Origin of the sequence: Rhodanobacter denitrificans (assembly GCF_000230695.2) — a bacterium.
GTDB classification, from domain to species: Bacteria; Pseudomonadota; Gammaproteobacteria; order Xanthomonadales; family Rhodanobacteraceae; genus Rhodanobacter; species Rhodanobacter denitrificans.
The window spans coordinates 2,276,753-2,300,699 of the sequence record NC_020541.1 but is presented as its reverse complement, the minus strand read 5'-3'; the positions used below and the strand labels follow the sequence as shown (position 1 = coordinate 2,300,699).

Sequence of the window (23,947 nt, the reverse complement as noted above, 5' to 3'; positions counted from 1 at the left end):
CGGTCGGTGCCGGCGGCGCCGGTGCGGACAGCGTAGCGCCGCCGGCCCCGGTGCGTCGAAGTGGCATTCAGCCGCGCACGTCGGGTACCTCGATCTGCTTGCCGCCGGTCTTGCGCTTCAGCAGCCAGGCCAGGACCGGCGGCGTCACCATCGCGGTGAGCAGCGACATCGCCACGATGATGGCGTAGATGCGGTTGTCGAACACGCCGGCGGCGAGACCCAGGGTGGCGACCACGATGCCGACTTCGCCGCGCGGTACCATGCCGAAGCCGATGATGGTGGCGCTGCGCCGGCCCAGCGACAGCGAGCCCAGCCAGCCGCCGATGAACTTGGAGACGATCGCGATCGCGGTGACCACGGCCAGCATCCACAGTGCCTCGGCGCTGGCCAGTTCGTGCAGGTCGACCTTGCTGCCGGTGACCACGAAGAAGAACGGGGTGAGCAGGGCCAGCAATGGCTGGGTCTGTTTTTCCAGGGTGTGCTGCTGGCGGGTTTCCGAGGCGATCATGCCGGCCAAGAACGCGCCGATGATCGCGGCCAGGCCGAAGCGGGTGGACAGCCAGGCCAGCCCCAGGCACAGCGCCAGCACGATCATCAGCGGCGAATGCGGGCCCAGCGGCTTGTCCAGCCAGGCGGAGTTCCAGCGCATCACCCGCGCACCGCCCCAGCCGATCACCGCGATGAAGCCGACCGCGCCGGCCAGCACCACCAGCAGGTGCGTGGCGTCGATGCTGCCGCCGCCCTGCAGCGACACCACCACGCCGAGCAGCAGCATGGCGAGGATGTCGTCGATCACCGCGGCGCCCAGGATCACCTTGCTCTCGATGCGCTGCAGCGCGCTCAGCTCCTGCAGCACGCGCGCGGTGATGCCGGCCGAGGTGGCCACGAAGGCCGCCGCGACGAACAGCGAGCGGTCCCAGTCGAAGCCGTTGCCGTGGGCCCACACGCTGCCCATGCCGAACGGCACCAGCACGCCGACCACGCCGACCACGAACGCCACCTTGCCGACCTTCTTCAGGTCTTCCAACCGCGTTTCCAGGCCCACCGCGAACAGCAGCAGGATCACGCCGATCTCGGCCAGCACGTCGAGCGGGGTGCCGGTGGCGATCTGCTCCGGGGTGATCCAGCCCAGTAGGGACGGGCCGATCGCGCAGCCGGCGGTGATCTCGCCGACCACGCCGGGCAGCTTCAGCCGCTGTGCGATCTCGCCGCCGATCTGGGCGGCGACGAACACGACGAACAGGGTGAACAGGATCTCGCTGGCGTGGTGCATGCGACGCGTGCCCGGAACTTCGACAAAGACTGCATGCTACATGCAGCCTCCCGCGTCATGCAGCGCCGGATAGTGGGTGATGATCGCGCCGCAGCCGGCTGAACACGCGGCTGGCCACCGCGGTGATCGCCGCCAGCATGATCATCGTCCAGCGGAATGCCACCACGTAATCTTCATGGGCGTGGCCTTGCAGCATTGCTTCCATCAGCAAGGTGGACAGTGCGATGCCGAAGCTCATCGCGAGGTATTGCACGGTCGAGGCCATCGACGAGGCCATCGAGGCGTGCTTGATGTCGAGGTCGGTGTAGATCAGCGTGTTCATGGTGGTGTATTGCAGGCCGGCGAAGGCGCCGTAGGCGAACGTCAGCAACGCGATCACCCACAGCGGCGAGCCCGGGCCGAGCAGGGCGAACGCGGCCAGCAGCGCGGCCACGATCAGCGTGTTGCCCAGCAGCAGGCGGCGGTAGCCGTAGTGCACCAGGGCGCGGTTGACCGCCCACTTCGCGATGATCGAACCGAGCGCCTGCGGCACCATCATCAGGCCGGCCATCAGCGGCGACCAGCCGCAACCGACCTGCAGGAACAGCACCAGCAGCAGGAACATGCCGGAAATGCCGAGCCGGGTGAACAGCCCGCCGGCCAGCGACACCCACACGCTGCGCACTCGCAGCAGCTGCAGGTCCGCCACCGGATACGGGGTGCGCCGGCTGTGCCACACGTAGATCGTGCCCAGCAGCACGGCAACCAGCGCGTACAGGCCCATCCGCAGCCATGGCACCGGCGCGCTGCCAGCCAGCTCCGAGGCGGTGAGCAGCAGGGCCGAGGCGGCAGCGAACAACAGGAAGCCGGACAGGTCGAAGCGGTTCGCGCGATCGAGCCGGTAGTCGGGCATGTCGCGTTTGTTCATCCACACGCCGGCGATCGCCACCGGCACATTGATCAGGAAGATCAGCCGCCACGAAGTGAACTCGACGATGGCGCCGCCCAGCAGCGGCCCCAGCACCGAGCCGAGCAGGCCGAACGTGGCCACCGTGCTCATCGCCCGCACGAACTCGCGCCTGTCGATGCTGCGCACCAGCACGTAGCGGCCCACCGGCATCAGCGCGGCGCCGCCGATGCCTTGCACCACACGCGCGGCGACCAGTTGCGGCAGCGTCTGCGCCATGCCGCACAGCAGCGAGCCCAGGCCGAACACCACGATCGCCGCGCCGAATACCCGCCGCGTGCCGAAGCGGTCGCACAGCCACGGGCTGGCCGGGATCAGGATCGCCAGGGTCAGCACGTAGCTGGTCAGCGCGGTGCGCATGCCCAGCGGGGTCACCGCCAGTGCCTCGGCCATCGCCGGCACCGCGGTATTGACTACGGTGGAATCCAGCGCCTGCATGAAGAATGCGGCGGCCACCAGCCACAGCAGCCCGCGGAAGCGCTCGCGCGTGGACATCTCGCGCGAATCGGCCGCTTCCGTCGCCGGCATGCCGGCGTCGGGGGCGACTGCGTGGGGATCCGCGGCGGTATGGGGAACCATCCGCGGCATGGTAACTGCTGTGACAGCTTGCTTTTCGCCGGCGGTATACGCACAGTGGGCCTTGTTTCATCTGCCAGTCATGCCCAGATAGGCATCGAGGCCATCAACAACCACACGCGCCGGGGCGGCCTTCGTTCCGGCGTGTGCTTTTGTGCGGCAGGAGCCGCGAGTATCAGGAAAAGCCATGAGCAAGCCACCGATCACTGTTTCCCGCATCGACATGGAACGCATCGAAGCGTTGCTGGAACGCCTGCCGGCCGCCGAGGCCGACAGGCTCGATGCGCTGCGCGCGGAGCTTGATCGCGCCGACGTGGTCGAGCCGGCGGCCATGCCGGAGCACATCGTGACGATGAACTCCACCGTCACCTTCGAGGACGAGAGCAACCGCGAGAAGCTGACCCTGACCCTGGTGTATCCGGCGGCTGCCGGGACGCCCGGCACGGTGTCGATCCTGGCGCCGGTGGGCAGCGCGCTGCTCGGCCTGGCGCAGGGCCAGCAGATCGACTGGCCCACGCCGGACGGCCGCAAGCGCCGGCTGAAGGTGCTGGAGATCGCCTACCAGCCGGAAGCGGCGGGGCACTTCCACCGCTGATCCGCAGCGCGCGCCGGTGTCGTTAAACTGCGGGGAGATCCGAAGGAGACCCGCATGACCGAACGCCTGGCCCCGGCCGAGACTGTCGCCCACGCCGCCGCGCTGCGGGCGCAGATCGAGCAGGCCAACTACCGCTACCACGTGCTCGACGACCCGGAGATCACCGACGCCGAGTACGACCGGCTGATGCGCGAACTCGAGGCACTGGAGGCCGAGCATCCCGCGCTGGCCTCGCCCGATTCGCCGACCCGCAAGGTCGGCGCGCGCGCGCAGGGCGGTTTCGCCGAGGTCCGCCACGCGATCCCAATGCTGTCGCTGGGCAATGCGTTCGAGCAGGACGGCGAGTCGGATCGCGAACGCTTCCGCGAAGTGGCCGAATTCGAACGCCGCATCGAGCAGACGCTGAAGCGGCGCGAGCCGGTATTTTCGGTCGAGCCCAAGCTCGACGGCCTGGCGATCAGCCTGCGCTACGAGCACGGCGTGTTCGTGCAGGGCGCCACCCGCGGCGACGGCGAGACCGGCGAGGACGTGACCGCGAACCTGCGCACGGTGCGGGCGATCCCATTGCGCTTGCGCAATGGGAAAAATCAGGATGAATCGCTGCGCCTGCGCAGCACGGGCTGGCCCGACGTGCTGGAAGTGCGCGGCGAAGTGATCATGCTGCACAAGGATTTCGAGGCGTTCAACGCATACGCCCGCAAGCATGGCGAGAAGCCGCTGGCGAACCCGCGCAACGGCGCAGCCGGTTCGCTGCGCCAGCTCGACCCGGCGGTCACCGCGAAGCGGCGGCTGAGTTTCTTCGCCTATGCGATCGGTGCGGTCGAGGGCGGCGAGCTGCCGCCGACCCATTCGGCCACGCTGCGGCAGCTGCGCGAGTGGGGCTTTCCGGTGTCGCCGGAGGTGGACACGGCGCGCGGCTTCGACGGCCTGATCGCCTACTACCGCCGCATCGGTGCCAAGCGCGACAGCCTGCCGTACGACATCGACGGCGTGGTCTACAAGCTGGACGACTACGCCGGCCAGCGCGAGATGGGCTTCGTCTCCCGTGCGCCGCGCTGGGCGATCGCGCACAAGTTCCCGGCGCAGGAGCAGATCACCACGGTCGAGGCGATCGAGATCCAGATCGGCCGCACCGGCGCGGCCACGCCGGTGGCACGGCTGGCGCCGGTGCAGGTGGCCGGCGTCACCGTCACCAACGCCACGCTGCACAACGCCGACCAGGTCGCGCGGCTGGATGTGCGCGTGGGCGACACGGTGATCGTGCGTCGCGCCGGCGACGTGATCCCGGAAGTGGTGCGCGTGATGCCCGAACTGCGGCCGCCGCATACGCGCCCCTGGCACATGCCTGCGCACTGCCCGGTATGCGGCTCCGAACTGCTGCGCGAGGAGGGCGCCGCGGCGTGGCGCTGCTCCGGCGGGCTGATCTGTGCGGCGCAGCGCAAGGAGGCGCTGATCCACTTCGCCTCGCGCCGCGCGATGGATATCGAAGGCCTGGGCGAGCGCTTCGCCGAGGCGCTGGTGGAACTGGACATCGTGCATTCGCCAGCCGACCTGTACGGCCTGGGCGTGGACGATTTCGTCGAGATGAAGCGGCGCATCGACGAGCGTGACGGCACCACGCCGGAGACTGTCAAGGCCGGCAAGGTGGCGACCAAGTGGGCGGAAAACCTGGTGGCCGGGATCGAGGCCAGCAAGCGCACCACGCTGGCGCGCTTCCTGTTTGCGCTGGGCATCATGCACATCGGCGAAAGCACGGCGAAGACGCTGGCCGCGTGGCTGGGCCGGCTGGAGTTCGTGCGCAGCACGCCGGCGGCGGTGCTGCGCGTGCTGCCGGACATCGGCAGCGAAGTGGCCACCTCGATCGCCGGTTTCTTCGCGCAGGCGGGCAACGAGCAGGTGGTCGACGCGCTGCTCGAAGCCGGCATCACGTTCAGCGACGAGGGTGCGCCGTCGCCGCAGCTGCGTGCGCGGCTGGACTTCGGCGTATTGCTGGGCATGGCCAACATCAACAAGCTCGGCCCCAAGAGCTGCGCGCTGCTGGCGCAACACTTCTCCACGCTCGACCAGTTGCTGGCCGGCGGATCGGCGCACTGGATCACTGCCGGCGTGCCGCAGACGGCGGCGACCAGCCTGGAACATCATCTGGCCGACCCGGCCGCGCTGGCCGCGCTGCGCGAGGCCGAGGCGGCGATGCAGCGCCTGCTTGCCGCCATCCCGCACACGGCGAAAGCGGCGACGGCGCCGCTGGAAGGGCAGACCTTCGTGCTCACCGGCACGCTGGCCTCGCTCAGTCGCGACGAAGCGAAGGACCGGCTCGAAGCGCTGGGCGCCAAGGTGTCCGGCTCGGTGTCGAAGAAGACCAGCGCGGTGATCGCCGGCGAAGCCACCGGCTCCAAGCTGGACAAGGCGCAGGAGCTGGGCGTGCCGGTGTGGGACGAGGCGCAGCTGCTGGCGCTGCTGGGCAAGCACGAGGCCGGCTGATGGGCATCGGATCCTTCGCCGCGCTGCGGTTGCGTGCGCAGCTGTACGCACTGATCCGTGCGTATTTCGCCGAACGCCAGGTGCTGGAAGTGGAGACGCCGGTGCTTTCCGCGGCCGGCAATACCGAGCCGAACATCGAGAGCTTCAGCACCACGTTCAGCGGTCACGTCGACGCCGGCGCACGCGAGCGCTGGCTGCGCACCTCGCCGGAGTATCCGCTGAAGCGGCTGCTGGCCGCCGGCATCGGCGACTGCTACGAGCTGGGTCGGGTGTTCCGCAATGGCGAGGCAGGCGGTCGGCACAACCCCGAGTTCACCATGCTGGAGTGGTACCGGGTCGGCTGGGACCATCGCCGGCTGATGCAGGAAACCGTCGCCCTGGTCGAGGCCGCGCTGGCGATGGTCGGGCGGCGCGCCGAGCTGGTGGTGACGAGCTACCGGCAGTTGTTCCTGGACGAGCTGGGCATCGACCCGGTGCATGCCGCCATCGATCAGCTGCATGCGCCGCTGGCCGAGTTCGGCGTCGATCCGGCGGGCCTCGGCCACGACGACTGGCTGGACCTGCTGATCACGCACAAGCTGCAGCCGGCGTTTCCGCGCGACCGCATCACGGTGATCCACGACTATCCGGCCAGCCAGTGCGCGCTGGCCAGGATCCGCCCCGGCGAGCCGCCGCTGGCCGAGCGTTTCGAGCTGTACCTGGGCCGTTACGAGCTGGCCAACGGCTACTATGAGTTGAACGACGCGGCCGAGCAGCGTGCGCGTTTCGAGCGCGACAATGCGCGGCGGCGCGAACGCAGCCTGCGCGAGATCCCGCTCGACGAAAACCTGCTCGGCGTGCTCGACGCGCTGCCCGACTGCGCCGGCGTGGCGCTGGGCGTGGAGCGCCTGCTGATGTGCCTGGCCGACACCGATGCGATCGCCGACGTGCTGGCGTTTCCGTTCGCCGAGGCTTGAGCCTGTCGGCAGCCACCGCCGCGAGGCATGCTCCGTTCGAGCCTTGCGAAGCGCAGGCCGGCGGCGCTCCGGGATCGCGTGGCGCCGATGCTCAGGCCCGGTCGCCCTTGATCTCGGGCCGCGCAGGCCGGTCGCTCCACAGGCAGCGGTAGATCAGTCCACCCAGGATGCCGCCGACGATCGGCATCACCCAGAAAAACCACAGCTGCTCCACCGCCCAACCGCCCTGGAACAGGGCCACGGCGGTCGAGCGCGCCGGGTTCACCGAAGTGTTGGTGACCGGGATGCTGATCAGGTGGATCAGAGTCAGCGCGAGGCCGATCGCGATGCCGGCGAAGCCCACCGGCGCGCTCCGGTGGGTGGCGCCCATGATGATGAAGAGAAAGAAGCCGGTCATCACGATCTCGCACACCATGGCCGCACCCATTGCATAGCCGCCCGGCGAGTGCGCGCCGTAGCCGTTCGAGGCAAAGCCGCCGGCGGCGGCGTCGAAGCCCGGCTTGCCGGAGGCGATGGCGTACAGCACCGCGCCGGCCACCAGGCCGCCGACCACCTGCGCCACGATGTACGGGAGCACTTCCTTCAGCGGGAAGCGGCCGCCGGCGGCGAGGCCGCAGGTCACCGCCGGGTTGATGTGGCAGCCGGAGATGTGGCCGATCGCGTAGCACATCGTCAGCAGGGTGAGGCCGAAGGCCAGCGCCACGCCGGCGAAGCCGATGCCCAGCTCGGGGAATCCCGCGGCCAGCACGGCGCTGCCGCAGCCTCCAAGCACCAACCAGAACGTGCCGAAGCATTCGGCGGCCATGCGTTTGCCCAGATTCATCGAAGGCTCCTCCCCGATGGCGTGAATGGACTCGTGCGCCGCAGCAGGGCGGCACATGCCGGATCGCCGGCCGCGGGCCGGGGTCGAACGACGTTTCCCCTCCCCGTGAAGACATTGCCGGGCGGCGCGTGCAGGCTGGCCGGCGCGCCCGTGCAGCCCGGCATCCCGCTGGGCAGGGTGAAGCATGGGGTTGCGAATGTCGTCGCGAAGTGATGCGCGCTGCGCTATGTTGCCGAACCCTTTCCGCAGCGAGGCGCAATCCCCGCCATGAACGAAGCCACGGCATTGACGGCAGTGGATGTGACCGGCGCGGCGGCGCGCCCGCTGGGTCGCCGCGACGCGCGCACCCTGCTGCTGGCCGCGCTGGGCGGTGCGCTGGAGTTCTACGACTTCGTGGTGTTCGTGTTCTTCGCGATCCCGCTGAGCCATCTGTTCTTTCCGCCAGACACCGCGCCGTGGCTGGCCCAGCTGCAGGTGTTCGGCATTTTCGCGGCAGGCTACCTGGCGCGGCCGCTGGGCGGCATCGTGATGGCGCACTACGGCGACAAGCGCGGGCGCAAGCGGATGTTCACGCTCAGCGTGTTCCTGATGGCGCTGCCGACGCTGGGTATCGGCCTGCTGCCGGTGTACGCGCAGGTCGGCATGCTGGCGCCGCTGCTGTTGCTGTTGCTGCGGGTGGTGCAGGGCCTCGCGGTGGGCGGTGAAGTACCGGGCGCGTGGGTGTTCGTGGCCGAGCACGTGCCGCCGAAGCGGATCGGTTTTGCCTGCGCCAGTCTTACCTCGGGCCTCACCGTGGGCATCCTGATCGGTTCGCTGGTGGCCGCGGCAATCAACAGCCGGATGACTCCGGCCGAGGTGCTCGACCACGGCTGGCGGCTGCCGTTCCTGGCCGGCGGCGTATTCGGCTTCTTCGCGGTGTGGCTGCGCCGCTGGCTCAGCGAGACGCCGGTGTTCGAGACGATGCATGCGCGCAAGGAGCTGGCCTCGGGGCTGCCGCTGCGGCGGGTGTTCGAACGGCATCTGCCCGGCGTGCTGCTGTCGATGCTGGTGACCTGGATGCTCACCGCCGCGATCGTGGTGCTGATCCTGATGACGCCGACGCTGGGGCAGTCGGCGTTCCATGTCGTGCCGGCGCGCGCGTTCCTCGGCAACAGCGTGGCCTCGTTCGCGCTGGCGCTGGGCTGTCTCTTCTACGGCTGGCTGGCCGACCGCCTCGGCTACGCGCGGGCGCTGCTGGCCGGCGCGATCGGCTTGCTGGTGTGCGGCTACGCGTTGTATTTCGACCTGCAGGCCGGTGCCGCGCATTTCGTCGCGCTGTACGCGCTGGCGGGGTTTGCCGTGGGCGTGGTCGGCGTGGTGCCTGCGCTGATGGTGGTGGCGTTTCCGCCGGCGGTGCGTTTTTCCGGCCTGTCGTTCTCGTACAACGTCGCCTATGCGTTGTTCGGCGGATTGACGCCACCGCTGATCGGCCTGCTGATGAGGCGGTTCGGCGTGCTCGCACCGGCGCACTACGTGGCGTTCACCGCCGTGATCGGTATCGCCGTGGCGGCCTGGCTGCTGTCCGCACGGCGCGCGGCGGTTCCCGCCTAGAACTCCAGTTCCTGCGCCGCGCACAGGTAGTCGACCAGTGGCGCGACCTGCTTGAACGTGGCGACCGTCCACGGCAGCAGTTCGTTCGAGCAGGCCAGCGCCTCGCTGAGCGCGGTGGTGGCGATGAAGTCCTTGCGCTTGAGGTCCGCGATCAACTCGTGCGCGGGGTCGTAGCCGCGCGGCGGACGCACCAGCGATTCGCCACCCAGCTGCAGGTGTTCGCGGAACGCGTTGCCCCGGGTGGCGCGCTTCCACGCGGCGGGGTTGTCGACCAGAAACTCGCGGATGTGCTTCAGCGCATCGGGTTCGGGGTGCCACATGCCGCCGCCGGCGAAGCACTCGCCGGGCTCGATGTGCAGGTAGAACCCCGGCGCCTGGATCTCGTGCCGGCGCTGGTGGAAGAAGCGCGAACCCTGCCACGACTTGTACGGCAGCTTGTTGTTGGAGTAGCGCGTGTCGCGGTAGATGCGGTACAGCGAGCCGCCGTTCTTGCGCGGGTCGGCGCGGTAGTGCGCGCTGATCTGCGCCAGCGGCGCCTGCAGGTCGGCGATCAGGCGCAGGAACGGCTCGCGCACGTGGCGCTCGTAATCGTCCTTGTGCGCGTGGAACCATTCGCGGTTGTTGTTGCGTTCGACGGCGCGCAGGAAGCGGAAGGTGGCCGGGGTGAAGTAGCTCTGGGGCATGGCGGGTCTGGAGGGCGGATCGGGTGGGGGATCAGAGAGGTTTGACGCTGGCGGCGAGCTGTTCGCCCCAGGCCTGCAACTGGTCGAGCAGGGGCAGTTTGTCCTGCACCGCGGGATCGCGGCGCAGTTCGCCGAGGCGGGCGAAGTAGTCGTCGAGGGTGAGCCCGGTCAGCGGCGTGTGGCGGGTCAGACGTGCGCGGCGGAAATCTTCCCAGCGCGCGTGTTCGTCGGCATCCAGCGTCTCGGGCCAGTTGCGGGCGCGGTAGCGGAACAGCAGCTCCGGATAGCGCGGATCGCGGAACGGGAACGCGCGCGCGCCCAGTTCCTGCGGCGGGGTGGCGCGTACCTGGGCCAGCAGGCGCTTGTCCGCGTCAGGCAGGAAGCCGCCGCCGTACAGGGCCAGTTCGGGGTCCTCCGGTGGCGGCAGTTCGGCGGCGCGCTGGAAGACGCGGCGCAGTTTCTCGGCGAGTCCGTCGACGGCATGCAGCACGTCGCGATGGGCCTGGCAGCGGGCCAGGTCCAGTTGCAGGCGATCCAGGTCCACGCCCTGCAGTACCGACAGGGGCGCCAGCGCCGGCGCATGGTTCGCGCGCACGGTGCGCAACGGGATGCGCTCGATGCCCTCGGGCAGGTCGGTGCGCGCGGTGAAGATGCGGTCGGCGATCTCGTCCTCGTCCAGCGCCAGCCAAGTGGCCGGATCGGTGGCCAGGTCGTACACGATCACCTCGCCGGCGCGGCTGGGGTGCGCTGCCAGCGGCGCGATCACGGCCAGGCAATGGCGGCTGGCCGGGTAGCGCGAGGACACGTGCACCAGCGGCGTCATGTTCACCACGTCGAGCAGCTCGAACACCTTCTGCTTGCGGCGCAGGCCGTAGTACCAGTCCCATAGCCGTGGCTGGCGCACGCGGATCAGCCGGGCCAGCTCGATCAGCGCATGCACGTCCGACAGCGCGTCGTGGGCGCGCTCCTGGGTGAGCTGGTTGGCGCTGGCCAGGTGCTCCAGCTTGAAGCTGGGCGAACCGTCCTCGCGGGTCGGCCAGACGATGCCCTCGGGCCGCAGCGCCTGGCACATGCGCACCAGGTCGATCAGGTCCCAGCGCGAGTTGCCGTTCTCCCACTCGCGGCCGTACGGCTCGTAGAAGTTGCGGTACAGCATCTGCCGGGTGAATTCGTCGTCAAAGCGCAGCGAGTTGTAGCCCACGCCGCAAGTACCCGGCGCAGCCAGCTGTTCGTGTACGCGGGCGGCGAATTCGGCCTCGTTGATGCCTTCACGCTCGGCCTGCTGCGGGGTAATGCCGGTGATCAGGCAGGCATCGGGATGCGGCGGCATCTCCAGCGGCGGTTTGCCGTAGAACATCACCGGCTCGCCGACGATCTCCAGTTCCGGGGTGGTGCGGATGCCGGCGAACTGCAGTGGGCGGTCGCGCCGCGGGTCGGCGCCGGAGGTCTCGTAGTCGTGCCAGAAGAAGGTCTGCATGCGGGCATGATCGCATGGCCGAAAGCCGGGCCGGCACGAGGGCTGATAAACTGCGGCGCACAAGGAGAGCCCATGAGCCAAGCCCACGAAGACAACCTGATCTGGATCGATCTGGAGATGACCGGCCTCGACACCGACAACGACTCGATCCTCGAGATCGCCACGATTGTCACCGACAAGGAACTGAACGTGCTGGCTGAAGGGCCGGTATTCGCGATCCGCCACGAGATCGACCGGCTGGAATCGATGGACAGCTGGAACTGCAATCAGCACCACAAGTCGGGCCTGTGGCGTCAGGTGCTGATCTCGGAAACCGATCATGCGATGGCCGAGCAGGCCACCGTGGATTTCCTGCGCGCGTGGGTGCCGCCGGGCAAGTCGCCGATGTGCGGCAACTCGATCTGCCAGGACCGCCGCTTCCTGCATCGGCAGATGCCGCGGCTGGAACGCTACTTCCACTACCGCAACCTGGACGTCTCCACGCTCAAGGAACTGGCCCGCCGCTGGGCGCCGGAGATTGCCAGGAGCGTCGGCAAGGAATCGGCGCATACCGCGCTGTCGGACATCCGCGATTCCATCGCCGAACTGCGGCACTATCGCCGCTACATGGGTGAGCTTGGCGGCAGGCTCGAAGCCTGAGCGCCGCGCTGTTCCCGCACATTGACGAGGCCATGAGCATGTCGAACGATCTGTTGGCGCCGGTGCTGGATTGTGCCGGGCGTCCGTTGCGGCTCGACCGCGCGCGCGTGGTCGGCATCCTCAACGTCACCCCCGATTCGTTCTCCGACGGTGGCACGCACGACAGCGTGGAAGCGGCCGTGGCGCACGGCCTGGCGCTGGCGGAGGAGGGCGCCGACATGATCGACGTCGGCGGCGAGTCGACCCGCCCCGGTGCGGCCGAGGTGCCGGTGGAGGAAGAATTACGCCGGGTGCTGCCGGTGATCGAGCAGCTGATTGCGCGCACCACGCTGCCGATCGCGATCGACACCTCCAAGCCGGAAGTGATGCGTGCGGCGGTGGCCGCCGGCGCCGGCATGATCAACGACGTGTATGCGCTGCGCCGCGACGGCGCGATGGCGGCGGCGGCCGAGCTGGGCGTGCCGGTGTGCCTGATGCACATGCAGGGCGAGCCGCGCAGCATGCAGGCCGAGCCGCATTACGACGACGTGGTCGGCGAGGTGCACCGCTTCCTCACCGACCGGCTGTTTGCCTGCGAACTGGCCGGGATCGACCGGCGCAAGGTGATGGTCGACCCGGGTTTCGGCTTCGGCAAGACGCTGCAGCACAACCTGGCGCTGCTGTGCGCGCTGGAACGTTTTGCCGACCTCGGCAGCGGCGCGTACATCGGGCTGTCGCGCAAGGCGATGATCGGCGAGATGACCGGCAGGACGGTGCCCGCCGGGCGTGTCAGCGGCTCGGTGGCGGCGGCGCTGATCGCCGTGCAGCGCGGTGCGCGCATGGTGCGCGTGCATGACGTGGCCGCCACGGTGGACGCGCTGGCGATATGGCGGGCGGTGCACGCGGTTGACGCCGTGCCGCGACGCGCCGACCAGCCGGCCATGCCGCGCTGGCCGGACGACGATTGAGCTTCGGCTCGACCCTGGCCTCCCATTTCCCATGCCATCGGACAGCCCATGACCACACGCAAGTATTTCGGCACTGACGGCATCCGCGGCCTGGTCGGGCAATGGCCGATCAGCGCGGACTTCATGCTGAAGCTGGGCCGCGCCGTCGGCAGCGTGCTGGCGCGCGAGGGCACCAAGCGGCCGAACGTGCTGATCGGCAAGGACACCCGCATCTCCGGTTACATGTTCGAGGCCGCGCTGGAGGCGGGCCTGGTCGCAGCCGGCGCCGACGTGGACCTGCTCGGTCCGATGCCGACCCCGGCGGTGGCCTATCTGACCCGCTCGATGCGCGCGCAGACCGGCATCGTGATCAGCGCCTCGCACAACCCGCACCACGACAACGGCATCAAGTTCTTCTCCGCCGACGGCGAGAAGCTGTCCGACGAAGTCGAGTTGGCGATCGAGCGGGAGGTCGATGCCGCGTTCGTCACCGTGCCCTCCGAACAACTCGGCAAGGCACGCCGGCTCGACGATGCGGCCGCCCGTTACGCGGAATACTGCAAGTCCACGGTGGCCGAGGATTTCAGCCTGCATGGGCTGCGGCTGGTGCTGGACTGCGCGCACGGCGCGACCTACCAAGTGGCGCCGAAGGTATTCGCCGAACTCGGCGCCGAGGTGGTTGCCATCGGCGACAAGCCGGACGGCTTCAACATCAACCGCGAGGTCGGCTCGACCCATCCGCAGGCCCTGCAGCAGGCGGTGCTGGCGCACGGTGCCGATCTCGGCATCGCGTTCGACGGCGACGGCGACCGCGTGCAGCTGGTCGACCGGCTTGGCGTGCTCGCCGATGGCGACGACATCCTCTACCTGCTGGCGCGCAGCTGGCAGGCGCAGGGGAAGCTGCATGGGCCGGTGGTCGGCACGCTGATGAGCAACTACGGCCTGCAGCTGGCGCTGGCCGGGCTCGACGTGCCGCTGGTCCGCGCCAACGTCGGCGACCGTTACGTGCTGCAGCAGCTGAAGCAGCACGGCGGCGTGCTCGGCGGCGAGACCTCCGGCCACATCCTGTGCCTGGACCGGGCCACCACCGGCGACGGCATCATCGCCGCGCTGGCCGTGCTGGAGGCGCTGGTGCGTTCGGGAGAGGATCTGGCCGCGGCGCGGCAGGGCCTGCGCAAGATGCCCCAGGTGATGCTCAACGTGCGCGCGGTCGGTGCGCGCGAGGCGTTGGCCAGCGACCAGGTGCGGCAGGCACTGGCCGAAGTGGAGCAGGTCCTGCACGGTCGCGGCCGGGTGGTGCTGCGGGCCTCCGGCACCGAGCCGCTGGTGCGTGTCACCATCGAGGGAGCCGATGCGGCGGAAGTGCAGCAGTTGGCGGAAAGGCTGGCCGGGACGGTAAAATCCGCCGCCGAACGCTCGTGAACCTGTAGCCGTACCGGGTCGCCATGGATTGGCCCGACGTGCCCCGCCTCTTGCGGTGGCGGATGAATCGACCGCACGCCAACCTGATGACTACAGCCATGAAGAATGTTCCTACTCTCGACATCCGCCGTTACGACACCGACTGCGGCGCCTTCGTCGCCGAGATCGGCGCGGCCTACCGCGAATTCGGTTTCTGCTGCATCAGCGGCCACGGCATTGCGCGCGAGCTGATCGACGGCTCGTACGACGTGTTCCGGCGCTTCTTCGCGCTGCCCACCGACACCAAGATGAAGTACCACCTCGCCGGTGCCGGCGGCGCACGCGGCTATACCCCGTTCAAGGTGGAGACCGCCAAGGACAGCCGGTACGCCGACCTCAAGGAGTTCTGGCACATCGGCCGGGAGATCCCGCGCGACTCGAAATTCGCCGACGTGATGCCGCCGAACCTCTGGCCCGCCGAGGTTCCGCAGTTCAGGCAGTACGGCTACGGCTTGTACCAGGCGCTGGACCAGCTCGGCACCCGCGTGCTGCGTGCGCTGGCCCTGCACCTCGGCGAGGCGGAGAACTTCTTCGAGGACAAGACCGACGTCGGCAACTCGATCCTGCGCCCGATCCACTACCCGCCGATCACGGAAGAGAACATCCCGAACGTGCGCGCCGGCGCGCACGAGGACATCAACTTCATCACCCTGCTGGTCGGCGCCAGCGCGGAAGGGCTGGAAGTGCTCACCCGCGAAGGCAAGTGGTTGCCGATCACCACCGAGGGCGATGCGATCGTGGTGAACATCGGCGACATGCTGCAGCGGCTGTCCAACCACGTGTTCCCGTCCACCACGCACCGCGTGGTCAACCCGAAGAACGAGAACGCGCGCAAGCCGCGCTACTCGGTGCCGTTCTTCCTGCACCCGAACCCGGACGTGGTGCTGGATCCGCTCGATTCATGCGTCACGCCGGACAACCCGCGCCGCTACGACAGCTCGATCACCTCGCACGAGTACCTGCTGCAGCGCCTGCGCGAGATCAAGCTGATCTGAGCCGGGTTTCAGGAGGGCCTGGCGAGATCGGGCCGGCAGTCACGCCATCCAGAAGAACACCGCGGTCATGCGCTTGCTGGCAGCCCCTTCCAGGCCCCAGTACGCACTGGCGCTGTGGATCAGGTTGGCTTTGTAGACCAGCAGGCGGTTGCAGCGGTGCGTCACGCGCACGTCCTCGACGAAGGCGTTCGGCTGCACGAAGCGGTTGCCCAGCGCCTCGGCCAGGTTGCGGTGCGGCGGCAGCACGATGTTGCCGCCGAGCTGGCCGCCGGGCATGCGCTGGCGGAAGAAGCTGGTGCCGCAGTGATCGGGCACATCGGGGTTGAGGTACAGCACGGCGGCGTAGCGGCACAGATTCGATGAATCGGTGTGCGGCTTGACCGCACCCTCGACCGCGCCAACCACCTGCACGCAGTTGTGGTTGAGCCGGAGGCCGGCTTCGGTCTGCTCGACCCACAGTTTCTTCACACCCGTGAGCTGGCGCACCTGCGCCTCCAGCGCGGCCAGTTCGTCATCCAGCAGGGCGGGGCTGGCGCGCATGCCCGGCCAGACTTCGCCGGTGTACGGATAGCCCATTTCCCAGTCGGTTTTGGCCAGGCAGCGTGCGCGCACCTCGTCGGCGTTCGGCAGCGCCTCGTCGATCACCCAGTAGTCGCGCCCCTCGACGGGCTTGCGGTAGGGCAGTGGACGCATCTGGGTCGGGAACAGGGACATGTCGGTGAAAGCCGGTGGCGAAGATGCGGGCAACAGTAACGGAAGCGGCGACGTCGTCTGGATTCAGGTATTTCGATAGCGCTTCGATTCCCGTGCCGAAAGCCACAGGGCCAGCCGGTCCGGCAGCAACTGCACCAGCGTCTTGATGGTGCGGTTGACCCGGCCGGGGATGTACACGGCATCGCCGCGCTCGACCGCCGCGATGCCCTGACGCACCACTTCTTCCGCGCTCAGCCACATGAAGCCGGGCAGCCGGTTCATCTTGTCGCGGGTGCCGGTGACGTCGTGGAATTCCGACCAGGTGAAGCCCGGGCACAGCGCGCAGACGTTCACGCCGGCCGTGTGGTTCTCCAACGCCAGCGATTGCGACCACTTGATCAGGTAGGCCTTGCTGGCGGCGTACAACGTATGTCCGGCCGGACCTGGCACGTGCCCTGCCAGCGAGGCAACGTTGATCACGCGGCCGTGGCCGCGCTGGCGCATGCCGGGCAGCAGCCGCCAGGCCAGTTCGGTCGGCGCGGCCAGCAATACCTGCAGGAAGTGTGCGTGGGTGGTCCAGTCGTTGGCGACGAAAGTGCCGGGCACGCCGTAACCGGCATTGTTGATCAGCCAGTCCACCTGCAAGCCGCGCCGCTCCAGTTCGTCGCACAGCACCTGCGGTGCGGCCAGGGCAGCCAGGTCGTGCGGCAGCACGGTGGCCTGGGTGGCATGCCGTTCATGGAGTTCGGTAGCGAGGGCTTGCAGTCGATCGACGCGGCGCGCGGTCAGCACCAGATCGTGACCGAGTGCGGCGAGCTGCCGGGCGAAGGCGGCACCGATGCCCGAGGAGGCGCCGGTGATCAGGCTGAGCGGGCGGGCAGGCATCATGCGGCGTTCCGTGTGGTGAATCGCCATTCTTGACCGGAGATCTCCGCTGGCGCCAGTGATCGCACGGGTTTGCCCATCGTCGGGGCCATCGGTAAGCTTGCGGTTTGACCGCAACGGAAGCAGCCCATGCGCAAGAAATTCGTCGCCGGAAACTGGAAAATGCACGGCAGCCGTTCGATGGCCAAGGCCTTGGTGGACGACATTGCCAGCAGCATGCCGAACGACATAGACGTGGCGGTATTCCCTCCGTTTCCCTACGTGGCCGAACTGGCTTGGCAGCATGCCGAGTCCGGCCTGGGCATCGGCGCACAGGATGTCAGCGAGCACGAGGGGCAGGGCGCGTATACCGGTGAAGTCTCCGCCACGATGCTAGCGGACGTCGGCACGCAATGGGTGCTGGTCGGTCATTCCGAACGGCGCCAATACCATGGCGAGAGCGACGAACTGGTTGCGCGCAAGTTTGCCGCGGCCCGTGCCGGCGGCCTGACGCCGATCCTGTGCCTGGGCGAAACGCTGGAACAGCGCGAAGCCAGCGAGACCGAGGCGGTCATCGCGCGGCAATTGCGGGCGGTGCTGGCACTCAATGGCGTGGCCAGTTTCGACACCGCGGTGATTGCCTACGAGCCGGTCTGGGCGATCGGCACCGGCCGCACCGCCAGCCCGGAGCAAGCGCAGCAGGTACACGCCTTCATTCGTAGCCAACTGGAAAAAGAAGATGTTATGATTGCCCGTCTGACCCGGCTGCTTTACGGCGGTAGCGTCAAGGCGGCCAATGCCGCGGAATTGTTCGCGCAGGCGGACGTGGATGGAGGGCTGATCGGCGGGGCCTCCCTGGCCGCATCCGACTTCCTTGGAATCTGCGCCGCGGCGCATCAGGCGCCACAGGCTCAATAGAAACCTTATGTTCGTCATTTTCAGCGTGTTCTACATCCTGATCGCTGCGGCGATGATCGTGCTGATCCTGCTGCAGAACGGTGCCGGTGCCGATGCTGGCTCGGGTTTCGGCGGCGGCGCTTCGGCCACGGTGTTCGGCGCGCGTGGCTCGTCCACGTTCCTCACCCGTGCCACCGGCGTTCTCGCGGGCCTGTTCTTCCTGCTCAGCCTCGGCATGGGTATCTACCTGCACGGCAACGGCGCACCGCACGCCAGTACGCAAGACCTGGGCGTGATGGGGGCGCTGGCCGACAAGCCTGCTGTGGGCAAGGCGACTCCGGCCAAACCTGCGGCCGGCACGGAAGTGCCGTCGGCGGCTCCTGCCACAACCAACAATGCCGTTCCGGTCGCACAGCCGGCGGCAACCCCCGCTCCGACCCGCAGTCAGGGCGAGGTGCCGGCAGCCACCGAGCCGCCGGCGAAACACTGAGCAACACACCTGCCCAGGTGGCGGAACTGGTAGACGCACTACCTTGAGGTGGTAGCGACGCAAGTCGTAGGGGTTCGAGTCCCCTCTTGGGCACCACATAGAAGGCTTCGCTGAGCGTCACACTGAAGCCGCAGACGAAAAAACCGCCGTTGGCGGTTTTTTTGTTTGCGACGGATCAGGCCGTGAACGTATGCGGGCCAACGATGCGCAGCTCGACGCAAACCAGTATTGGATCGACGACCGCAGCACGCTTTCCGTACAGCGTGCGTAGGCGTCGGCCGACATATCCGCCGCGGTGGACATGACACATTGCGCCCAGACCACGAGGGTGTCGAATGGCCGGCCGGTCATGCCGTTGCCAGCTTCCTCGGGGCAAGGGGGCAGGGGTGTCCATGGTGACGATTTCGCTGAGACAGGCGGTCGCGGGTGACTGGTGCGTCCGTCGCGGCCAGATCACGTTGTTCAGCAACCTGCAACTGGGTGCGGCGATCAAGCTTGCCCGCGAGATGGCTCGTGATGAACATGAGCGACTCGGACATCGGGTCCGCGTGGAAATGCCCGGGCCGAGTTCCGCAATCGTGCTGGCCCATTACGCTGGCGATGATGATGGTGATGGAAGCAGCAGCGATGCCGCCGTGACGCTGGTGGCCTGACGTCGACATTCCCCGACGCAGCCGCCGTCGGCGAGTATGCCGTGCCGAGCGCTTCACCTGGCGAACCGCTTGCAAAGGCGCTCCGTGCGGCCTAATTTCATGCAGCCCAACCAAGGAGGGCGTCAAGTGATCAATGTGGTCCTGGTGGACGATCACGAGCTGGTTCGCACCGGCTTCCGAATGATCTTGCAGCAGCAACCGGACATTCGTGTCGGCGGCGAGGCAGGCAGCGCCGAAGAAGGCCTGCACCTGATCCGGAGCCTGGCGCCGGACATCGCCCTGGTCGACGTGCACATGCCCGGCATGAGCGGGATCGAGCTTACCGAGCGCGTCTGCCGCTCGAAAATGTCCACCCACGTCGTCATCGTGACGGTGGTCGATGACGCACGTTTTCCCAAGCGTCTGCTTGACGCTGGCGCACTCGGCTACTTGACCAAGGGTTGCAGCGCCGATGAGCTGGTGTCTGCCGTGCGCCAGGTGGCCGGTGGCCGGCGTTATCTTGCCCCGGCCGTCGCCCAGCAGCTGGCGCTGGCCACCCTCGACGGCAGCGCCTCGCCGTTCGACGTACTGTCCAGTCGCGAACTCGAAGTGGGCTATTTGTGCCCATCCCCCGATAATATAAAATAGCTTATACATCAATACTTTGACGATCAATTTTACCCTATCCCGGAATCATTGAGGTCATGTGTCGCTTGGTTCCAGTTGACCAAGTCCACCAAGCGCGCGGCTAACGCATCGAGGTCGACCCTCGTCTCGCCGGGACTGAACTCGAAGGTGCCGAACAAATTGATGTTCTGCCACGCCACCGGCGACATGCTTCTGAGTATCTCGATGGCGGCCTCGTCTCCCGCCGCGAGCTTTTGGTCATAGATGCGAGACAGCAAGGCGGTGTTGTAGTAGATGATCGCGTTGGCGATCAAGCGCGAGCAGTCGTTCCAGATCTGCTGTTCTGCTTCGGTTTGCACGCGAAATTTTCCGCTGTTGACGTAGGCGATCGCGCGGCGGAAGCGGTGGTAGGCCTCGCCTCGATTGAGCGCCTTCTGCACGCTCTGACGCAAGCCGACATCGTCGATGAAATCGAGGATGTAGAGCGTCCGGTAGATGTTGTCCAGTTCCCACAGGGCTTTCTTGGTCTGATTCCGCCGGGCATAACTGCTCAGTTTGCGAATGATCGTGGCTTGGGTCACCTCCTTCTGCCCCAATGACGCCATGATTCGTTGAATATTGGGCCACTCAGCCACGATCAGCGCCTCATTGACCTTACGTGCTGGTTTGATGAGAGCCTTGCCGTACTGATTCGGTGATTTGAAGCTGACCAAGGAATCGACCTTCGTACGCAGATCGCGGTAGCGCGGCGCGAAGCGATAACCGTACGCGTGCAGCACCCAGAAATTGACCTGGTTGGTGCCATGGGTGTCGGTCGAATGCTGTTCGGGCCTGATCTCGGAGGTATTGTTGAACAACAAGTCGAACACGTAATGACTCTCGTGCTCGTGGGCACCGATGACCTGCCCGTTGATCGGTACATGGTTGGCCACCACCGTGCAGACGCTGACACCTTTTTTCATCCCGAAATACTTCGGTGAGTGCCGCGCGTTGATCGTGTCGATCTGGGTTTCGATCCGCTGACCGTCGCTGCTCGAATGCAAGTGGTTGCCGATGTTGAAAAGATGGAACGCAGACAATTTTGCCGTGGCATTGCTGATGGCATCGTTGGCGCCGCGTATGGTCTCCTGCCGCAGGAAGCTGCGGGCGGTGGCCAACAAGGAGGCGTGGCTGAGACCGGAGACTTCGGCCATCTTCCACAATCCCATATTGGTACCCATGGCGACGATGCAGGCGAGAATCTCGCGAGGGTCCGGCGGCTGCTTGACGTAGCGCTCCAGCACGTGCGTGAACGCTCCCAGAAACTCCGTGTTCCCGGCCACAAACCACAATAGATCGGCAATGCCGATGCCCGGAATTTGCGCGTAGAACGGGCTGTTGAGGGACTCGTCAAGCGCAGGATAGATCAGGTTCCAGCGTCGTTTGTCGCCCTTGCCGCGGACCGTGATGTGTGCATTGTCGCCATCGGCGATGTGGGCGTTCACCGTTTGAAACTTCGCGTCCAGCTGAGTGCGTAGCGCGGCCAAGGTGTCCTCAATAGGGGCCTGCAGAATCGGGGCATCGAGGTCGCGCAGTACCGCCTCTTTGTCGATCCAGCGCTCATCACTGATCAGATCATCCTCGAAGCGCCGGTATTCGTTGCTGTCCTTGACGAATACATCACCGGCCTCCATCGCGTCGCACAACAAGCGATAGACGAGAAATTCGTACCGATCGACGTCGAGCCGCTTGGCTCGTCCTTTTCCTTCGGCGGTGGTGAACAGATAGCCACGCAATCGCTTGGGGATGAGATCGACCGGAAACGTGGTCGGGTCGATCTGTCGTGGCGTATGCCCCAGTCGCAGATGGCCTTGCAAGAAGTCGACAGCAGCCATGAGTGGCGCATGTTCGACCCGGCCAGCGAAATCCAGATCGGTGAATAGGTGACGCAGGTTTCGCTTGAAGGTCGACGTGAGCGTGGTGTAGTACGCCCACTGGAAACCTACCTTGTCGAAGGCGATGTTGCGCATGTAGTCGGCCACCAGCGGAATGCGCTCGGGACCAAGGTAGCTAAACGCTTTGGCTTTCACCGTCGCGAACGCGGCATCATCAGGAATCGTGTCGTCGACAAACAGTTGAAGTACCTCACCGGCGGCCTGCAGATGCTCACTCGCGTCGGTCAGTGCTTGCCGCATCGCTTCTTCACTGGCCAGCTTGGCCTGCTTGCCGTAACCCTCCACGCGAACCATGAAGGCTTCGATCAAATGGTCGTTTATCTGCCGGTAGCGGTGGTAGGCGAAACACAGCAGGTACAGCCGTATGGTGGCCGGCGCCATGCGCTGCAGCTTGTAGACGGTGTAGTACATCACCAGGGAAGCGAAATATTTGCCGCTCTCCTGCGAGATACCTGCCGCTGCCAAAAATTGCTGCGCGAACGCATGCAGCGGTTGAAAGAGCTGACGTCGTTCGACTTCTTGCTTCAGCGCCTTGTAACTGAAATCGTTCGGTTCGTGTTTGAGCGCGCTGATTCGATACATGGATTCATCGGCTTGCAGCAATGCGTCGAGCTGGCTGCGGATATCGGGCGTCAGCGCCTGTTCCAGCAAACTCGCCAACCGCACGCGCTCGTTGGTGACCACCAAACCGATGATGTCTTGGAACGTGCTGTACGCCGGTGTGACGAGGCGTTCTCGTTCCACGTAATGGAGCGCTTCGCGCAGCAGGTAGCGCGGTTGAGTCGAGCGCATGGCGATATGCTGGATGCGCTCAACCAGTGCTCCCCGTGCGGAACGGTTCCACGAGCGAACATTGAGTAGTTGAAGAACGAGCTTCTGCAGTGCGACACGCGTCGGTTGGGTGGGGGACCGAATGGCCTTCCAGGGAATATCCGGGAAATGCCGCGCGAGGATGTGCTTCACATCCTCGCGCACGGCTTCCGGTTCGATGTCGAAGAACTGTCGTTTGGCTTTGAAATAACCCAGCTGCAGCACCAGATACAAACCAGTCGTACCTCGACGCGCTGCTACTGCCGCTTGCTCGGCTGCGCTCAGGTCGAAGTACAGCAACCGTTCGTCTTCGGTGAAACGTGGCAGGCCGTAAAGGTCGTCGATTTCTTCGCCGGTGAGGATCGCCAGGCGGTGCGGGTTAGCCGTCATCGTGCCCCACGTGCAACGTGATCTTGTCGGCTAGCCCGCGTTCGATCCGAGCTTGCGCGAAGGGATCGGTTCCATCGATATAGCGCATGGCCGAATGCACGTCCTTCCAGCCAACGTACTCCATCAATGCCTTCACATCCCAGCCATTCGCGTTGGCCCATCCCGCGAAGCCCCGGCGCAGCGAATGACCGCTATATGTCTCTGGCGAAGCCAGTCCTGCCCGCGTAAACAACCTGCGCAGCAACGGCACTACGCTGTTGCTGTGCAAGGCGCCCGTCCCGAGCGCGCCCCAACGCGCAACACTGCGAAAAAGGGGGCCGGTGGTGAGGCCCGCATGACTGACCCAATCGAGCGTGGCCGTCACGGGACACCACCGACTGAGCGCCGGCACCCGATAGGTCGTACCGGCGAGTTGTCGATCGGTCTTGCTGCGCCCGAGGAAACACGTCATCCCTTGCCCAGGCACCACCACAATATGCTCGGTCTGCAGACCCACCAGCTCGTCGACACGAAACCCACGCCAGAATCCCAGGAGGAGCATTGCCCGATCGCGCCGGCACCGAAGTGCTTCGGCGCTGTCTCCGCGCAGGTCAGCGGCCGCGATGGCGGTATCGAGCCAAGCGGCCACATGGGCAACCGCCGTGAGCTGCAAGGGTTCGGCGCGTTTCTCTCGCACTGGATGGAGCGCTTGTATGCCCTTCAGCGTCTTTTTCACGATCGGTGCGGCTGTGGGATCGGAAAATCCGTGCGCTTGATGCCAGTGTGAGAGCGCCGCGAGTCGTTGCCGAAGTGTATTGGTCGACAAGGCGGTTGCATGTGCCACTAAATACTGGGCAACCGTGTCCGTCGTCGCTGGAAGCAATCCGCCCCAAGTCACTTCAAAATGGCGTACGGCAGATGCGTAACTGCGCTGGGTATTTTCACGCTGCGCCGCTTGCAGATAGGTTTCAAGTGACTGAGAAGGCATCATCAGGTTCATTAGTTATGATCTGCCACACCCGCATGAGCATCGAGCAATGCATGAACTCACTAATCACGAGTTACGCGCAGAGCAAAGCACCACAGAAACCCATCGACGCAACTGAGAAAAATTCCTGTGACCAATCTGAACGATGGCGGATTCAGTAGATTGGAAAGCGCTTTTCAGTGCTGCCAGGAAAGTCATGGGATAGATAGCAGCAAGCCTCCA

Annotated in this window: 19 protein-coding genes, 1 tRNA gene and 2 pseudogenes; 13 read left to right on the top strand and 9 right to left on the bottom strand. The window is 66.4% G+C overall.

What is annotated here, in order from left to right:
• Nucleotides 1–67: 67 nt before the first annotated feature.
• Both R2APBS1_RS10480 and R2APBS1_RS10475 read right to left on the bottom strand, forming a co-directional pair.
• Nucleotides 68–1,273 carry a cation:proton antiporter gene (locus R2APBS1_RS10480; protein WP_015447932.1) on the bottom strand — a complete coding sequence of 402 codons (1,206 nt, stop codon included), beginning with the start codon at nucleotides 1,271–1,273 and terminating at the stop codon, nucleotides 68–70.
• 55 nt (nucleotides 1,274–1,328) lie between these two features.
• A complete protein-coding gene (locus R2APBS1_RS10475) occupies nucleotides 1,329–2,807 on the bottom strand; it encodes an MFS transporter (RefSeq protein WP_015447931.1) in 1,479 nt (492 codons plus the stop codon).
• Nucleotides 2,808–2,982: 175 nt separating this feature from the next.
• Between R2APBS1_RS10475 and rnk the strand changes: the two genes are divergently transcribed.
• The 3 genes from rnk to epmA are packed head-to-tail and all read left to right on the top strand — an operon-like array spanning nucleotide 2,983 to nucleotide 6,827.
• Nucleotides 2,983–3,390: a nucleoside diphosphate kinase regulator gene (gene rnk / locus R2APBS1_RS10470; protein WP_007508176.1), complete on the top strand. Its 408-nt coding sequence runs from the start codon at nucleotides 2,983–2,985 to the stop codon at nucleotides 3,388–3,390.
• A gap of 54 nt (nucleotides 3,391–3,444) precedes the next feature.
• Entirely contained in the window at nucleotides 3,445–5,871 is a 2,427-nt protein-coding gene (gene ligA / locus R2APBS1_RS10465; RefSeq protein WP_015447930.1) for an NAD-dependent DNA ligase LigA, read from the top strand.
• Entirely contained in the window at nucleotides 5,871–6,827 is a 957-nt protein-coding gene (epmA, locus tag R2APBS1_RS10460; protein ID WP_015447929.1) for an EF-P lysine aminoacylase EpmA, read from the top strand. The genes ligA and epmA overlap by 1 nt, the downstream gene beginning before the upstream one ends.
• A 91-nt stretch (nucleotides 6,828–6,918) precedes the next feature.
• Here epmA and aqpZ read toward each other — a convergent pair whose 3' ends face one another.
• On the bottom strand, nucleotides 6,919–7,650 hold the full coding sequence (aqpZ, locus tag R2APBS1_RS10455) for an aquaporin Z (protein ID WP_015447928.1): 732 nt from the start codon (nucleotides 7,648–7,650) through the stop codon (nucleotides 6,919–6,921).
• A 267-nt stretch (nucleotides 7,651–7,917) separates the two neighbouring features.
• On the opposite strand from aqpZ, the gene R2APBS1_RS10450 reads away from it, so the two are divergent.
• Complete coding sequence (locus R2APBS1_RS10450; protein WP_015447927.1) at nucleotides 7,918–9,240, top strand: MFS transporter; 1,323 nt, start codon at nucleotides 7,918–7,920, stop codon at nucleotides 9,238–9,240.
• On the opposite strand, the gene R2APBS1_RS10445 is transcribed toward R2APBS1_RS10450, so the two are convergent.
• On the bottom strand, nucleotides 9,237–9,923 hold the full coding sequence (locus R2APBS1_RS10445; protein ID WP_007508185.1) for a DUF2461 domain-containing protein: 687 nt from the start codon (nucleotides 9,921–9,923) through the stop codon (nucleotides 9,237–9,239). The genes R2APBS1_RS10450 and R2APBS1_RS10445 overlap by 4 nt on opposite strands.
• A 31-nt stretch (nucleotides 9,924–9,954) precedes the next feature.
• Entirely contained in the window at nucleotides 9,955–11,400 is a 1,446-nt protein-coding gene (gene sbcB, locus R2APBS1_RS10440) for an exodeoxyribonuclease I (RefSeq protein ID WP_015447926.1), read from the bottom strand.
• Nucleotides 11,401–11,472: 72 nt separating this feature from the next.
• On the opposite strand from sbcB, the gene orn reads away from it, so the two are divergent.
• The 4 genes from orn to R2APBS1_RS10420 all read left to right on the top strand — a co-directional run bounded on the left by orn (nucleotide 11,473) and on the right by R2APBS1_RS10420 (nucleotide 15,421).
• Nucleotides 11,473–12,039 carry an oligoribonuclease gene (gene orn, locus R2APBS1_RS10435; protein ID WP_007508188.1) on the top strand — a complete coding sequence of 189 codons (567 nt, stop codon included), beginning with the start codon at nucleotides 11,473–11,475 and terminating at the stop codon, nucleotides 12,037–12,039.
• A gap of 32 nt (nucleotides 12,040–12,071) precedes the next feature.
• Complete coding sequence (gene folP / locus R2APBS1_RS10430) at nucleotides 12,072–12,986, top strand: dihydropteroate synthase (protein WP_007508190.1); 915 nt, start codon at nucleotides 12,072–12,074, stop codon at nucleotides 12,984–12,986.
• A 48-nt stretch (nucleotides 12,987–13,034) separates the two neighbouring features.
• Nucleotides 13,035–14,387 (top strand): phosphoglucosamine mutase, encoded by a 1,353-nt coding sequence (gene glmM / locus R2APBS1_RS10425; RefSeq protein WP_007508193.1) that lies wholly within the window; start codon nucleotides 13,035–13,037, stop codon nucleotides 14,385–14,387.
• 98 nt (nucleotides 14,388–14,485) lie between these two features.
• Entirely contained in the window at nucleotides 14,486–15,421 is a 936-nt protein-coding gene (locus R2APBS1_RS10420; RefSeq protein ID WP_007508196.1) for an isopenicillin N synthase family dioxygenase, read from the top strand.
• A 39-nt stretch (nucleotides 15,422–15,460) separates the two neighbouring features.
• Here R2APBS1_RS10420 and R2APBS1_RS10415 read toward each other — a convergent pair whose 3' ends face one another.
• Both R2APBS1_RS10415 and R2APBS1_RS10410 read right to left on the bottom strand, forming a co-directional pair.
• A complete protein-coding gene (locus R2APBS1_RS10415) occupies nucleotides 15,461–16,135 on the bottom strand; it encodes a DUF6445 family protein (RefSeq protein WP_015447923.1) in 675 nt (224 codons plus the stop codon).
• 63 nt (nucleotides 16,136–16,198) lie between these two features.
• Complete coding sequence (locus tag R2APBS1_RS10410) at nucleotides 16,199–17,002, bottom strand: SDR family NAD(P)-dependent oxidoreductase (RefSeq protein WP_015447922.1); 804 nt, start codon at nucleotides 17,000–17,002, stop codon at nucleotides 16,199–16,201.
• Nucleotides 17,003–17,128: 126 nt separating this feature from the next.
• Between R2APBS1_RS10410 and tpiA the strand changes: the two genes are divergently transcribed.
• The 5 genes and pseudogenes from tpiA to R2APBS1_RS10385 all read left to right on the top strand — a co-directional run.
• The gene (gene tpiA, locus R2APBS1_RS10405) at nucleotides 17,129–17,896 is read left to right on the top strand and encodes a triose-phosphate isomerase (protein WP_015447921.1); all 768 of its coding nucleotides are present in this window, start codon (nucleotides 17,129–17,131) and stop codon (nucleotides 17,894–17,896) included.
• A 7-nt stretch (nucleotides 17,897–17,903) separates the two neighbouring features.
• A complete protein-coding gene (secG, locus tag R2APBS1_RS10400) occupies nucleotides 17,904–18,365 on the top strand; it encodes a preprotein translocase subunit SecG (RefSeq protein WP_007508204.1) in 462 nt (153 codons plus the stop codon).
• An 11-nt stretch (nucleotides 18,366–18,376) separates the two neighbouring features.
• Nucleotides 18,377–18,461 (top strand) — tRNA-Leu (locus tag R2APBS1_RS10395).
• Nucleotides 18,462–18,757: 296 nt separating this feature from the next.
• Nucleotides 18,758–19,018 carry a hypothetical protein gene (locus tag R2APBS1_RS10390; protein ID WP_007508206.1) on the top strand — a complete coding sequence of 87 codons (261 nt, stop codon included), beginning with the start codon at nucleotides 18,758–18,760 and terminating at the stop codon, nucleotides 19,016–19,018.
• Nucleotides 19,019–19,144: 126 nt separating this feature from the next.
• Nucleotides 19,145–19,618: pseudogene (locus R2APBS1_RS10385) on the top strand (response regulator); the annotation flags it as partial.
• Between the two features lie 56 nt (nucleotides 19,619–19,674).
• Here R2APBS1_RS10385 and R2APBS1_RS10380 read toward each other — a convergent pair.
• A complete protein-coding gene (locus R2APBS1_RS10380) occupies nucleotides 19,675–22,758 on the bottom strand; it encodes a Tn3 family transposase (RefSeq protein WP_015447919.1) in 3,084 nt (1,027 codons plus the stop codon).
• A 31-nt stretch (nucleotides 22,759–22,789) separates the two neighbouring features.
• Nucleotides 22,790–23,725 (bottom strand): annotated as a pseudogene (locus R2APBS1_RS10375) (site-specific integrase); the annotation flags it as partial.
• Between the last annotated feature and the right edge of the window lie 222 nt (nucleotides 23,726–23,947).